1 protein-coding gene is annotated in these 3,436 nt (G+C 42.1%); it reads right to left on the minus strand.

The window, feature by feature from the left end; translation table 11 throughout:
• Positions 1 to 3,252 (minus strand): TonB-dependent receptor (locus AC1DPZ_RS24235; RefSeq protein ID WP_477408313.1); only part of this gene is annotated, 3,252 nt, incomplete at its 3' end.
• Between the last annotated feature and the right edge of the window lie 184 nt (positions 3,253 to 3,436).

The raw sequence follows: 3,436 nt of genomic DNA on the forward strand, positions 1-3,436 counted from the left end.
GGTTTGGGTATTGTTGCCTTGTATATTGGTGCTTAAACGTGGCCAAAAGGCATAAGGGTTCCGGTTATCTTCCGACCAATGGTCATCAGCTATTGAACCCAGCAGGCCGCTTTGGTTACCCGAAGTGAGTTTGTTTTGCTGCAGACCGCTGATTAGATAAAAAGGCGAAATATCTCCGGAATTGATAATAAATGACGACCTGGCCGATCCCTGGAAGAACGCGCTGAGGTCAAAGTTTTTATAACCAACGGAAAAACCAAAGCCATAAATAATTTCGGGCACAAGCGGGTGCCCAATCGGCACCACATCCGAGCTGGATATTTTGCCATCCCCGTTCATATCGCGGTATTTAATATCTCCGGCTTTATAATCGCCAAAGCTTTGTACCGGTGAGTTGGCTGCATCCACATCGTCAATAAATAAGCGCTCGGCAACAAGGCCGTAAATCTGGCTTAACGAATTACCTATCTTGCTCAGGTATTTCAAATTATCGTTATATACAGGCTCTTCGTTTTTTAACAGCTTACTTTTAGCGTAGGTAAGCGTTCCACGCGATTGGATCCAGAAAGAATTGGTGAAATTTTTCTTATAATCCATGGCAACATCAACACCCTTGCTGGATGATTTGCCTGCGTTTGATGATATATTTGCCTGTAGGCCCATAGAAGTAGGGATGGTGCTCCTTACCATTAAAATGTTATCCCGTTTGTTTTCGTAGGCATCTAAGGTTAAATTGAAGTTTTTTGCAATGGTTAAATCCATACCTATATTGGTTTGCCTTGATTGCTCCCAGGTAATATTTTGGTTTTCATAACGATAGGTAGCCACACCGGGCCTGCTATAGGTATAATTAGTGCCAAACTGGCCGTAGCTCCCGTTGTTTAAGTTAACATCCGACAGGTAAAAAAATCTGTCGTTTGCCGATCCAATCTGGTCGTTACCCACTAAACCATAGGTGAACCTGAATTTAAGGTTATCGATAGTTGAAAGGAGTGGTTCGAAAAACTTTTCGTTTGATACCACCCAGCCTGCGCCCACTGATGGGAAAAATCCGAAACGGTGGTTACTTGCAAAACGCTCGGAACCATTATAACCAAAGTTAAACTCAAACAGGTAGCGGTTATCATAACCATAAGTAAACCTGCCCGATACTCCCTGGTTGCGGGATGGCAAGGATAATTGTAACGTAGGCGCATTAGCGGTAAGATAATTACGCATAGTACCAATTAACAAACCGCTGATGGCATGCTTCTGGGCAAATGTACGGTTGTAGTTTAAAGCAGTTTCAATATAAGTAGTGGCGTTGGATACACTTCCTCCGGGGCTGTAGGTTAAATACTCGGTTGGTGTGGCGCCTATACTTCCCGACGACCCATCGTTAAGTAACGTTAAACCGTTAAATTGCCCATTCAGTATATTTGATTGATAATAATAAGGGCTATACTGGCGTGTTACCGCAAAGTATGAATAGCGGGTTGTGTATGCCATTACCCTTGCCGATAAACCTTGGGTAATAAAATCAAACTTTTGGTTTAAATTTAACTGGGCGGTTAAAGTACTGGTATTTGAGCTTTGGAAGCCTGAAAGTGATTGCGCATAAGGATTGATATACAGGCCGCCACTGGGAATAATGGCATTACCAAACAGAGGGTGGTTTACATAAGGTAATAAATTGCTTGGGTAAATAGCCGGAAAGGCTACAGGGTTGCTCCATAAGGCATTTAAAAAGGTAAACCCTCCGCCGTTTATAGGACCATGATAGCTATCAAATTGTCCTTTTAAACTAACAACAACTTCTGTAGTTTTAGTTAGGTTTAAGGTGGTATTTGATAAAATGGAGTATGATTGCAGCTTAATGTTGTTGCTGAAATTATTGAGGCTATTTTCGGCCAGGTTACCATTGTCAATATTATAGGTCATGGCTAAATAGTACCTCGCTTTTTCTGACCCCCCATTGGCATTCATGTTGAACCTTTGGTTGCTGGTTTTGGTTTTTATCAGCTGTTTAATCCAGTTATTGCTGGGATATAACAGCGGGTCATCGCCATTGGCTGTATGATCTATTTTGTTTTGCGAATAGGGTAGGGCTCCCAATGGGTTACGTGTAAGCACCGCCTCATTAGCCAGGGTCATATAAGTAATATTATCAGCCAAATCGATATTTTTGATGTTGGACGATGTTGAATTTTCGCCGCGCATATTAAATTTAACCGCGCCTATATCGCCACGTTTAGTAGTTACCAGTATTACGCCGTTTGCACCTCGCGCACCGTATAGTGATGAAGCCGTTGCATCTTTAAGTACCGAAAATCCGGCAATATCATCGGGTTGTAACCGGGCCAGATCTGTAGTTGACGATTCGATACCGTCAATTAAAATCAGCGGGTCAACCTTACCGGCGCCAAAGGTACCAACACCGCGTATAAAAAACTGGGCATTATCAGCGCCTGGTTCGCCGCTGCGCTGGTACGATATCATCCCCGGTACCACACCGGCAAGCATGGTGGTAAGGTTACTTGAAGGGCCTTTAAGCTGTTTGGGGCTTATGGAGGTGATAGAACTTACCAGGCTTGACTTTTTCTGGGTACCATATGCCACAACGGCAACCTCCTCGAGTGCAGTTTTATCGGTACCAATGGTTACATCTAACACATAAGTACCATTTGATGGCTGGTAGTTGTTTAAATCAAATTCCTGGGTTTTAGATCCTACAAATGAAAACGTGATGATGGTTTTATCAGTTCCCTTCAGGTTAATTAAATATTTACCGTTGACATCCGATTGAGTACCTATACCTGTACCTTTTACTTTAACACTTACACCAGGCAGGGTAAGGCCCTTCTCGTCGATAACTGTTCCTTGTACCGTTTTGGACAATGGAGTTTGTGCCTGCTCCTTTTTGGGAGTTACCGGGGCTGGTTTTTCGGCCGCAACTTTCTCAATTACAATAAGCTGGTCGCGCAATACATAGCGTAGTTTTTTGCCTTTTAAAAGGAACGTAAACACATCATGCAAACTGGTATTTTGAAAGTTGACAGTAACAAGCTCTTTGTCGTTTAATATGCTGTTACTGTAAAAAACAGTGTAGTCTGTTTGCTGTTTTATTGATTGAAACACCTCGGCCAAGGTAATGTTAGCCTTTTTGAGTGTTACCAGGCCCGGACTTTGCGCTTGCGCGTAAGAAGACTGGGCGACCCATAAAAAAATAAAAACAGACAGTAGCAGCCGTCGGTAAAATAAAATTTTCTCCATAGTTTATTGGTTTATAATTTGGTTTTGACTAAAGACCGCTTCTGAGCAAAACGGGTGAACGGAAAGAATTTTTTTTATTGTTATTTTGACAACTAATTATAAAATAACAGTATTTTCATCAGGTTTCGTTAACCAAAAAGACCGGTTTTCAATGAAAAACCGGTCTTTTTGGTTAAATATAGCC

It is taken from the genome of Mucilaginibacter sp. P4_G9 (assembly GCF_056400985.1).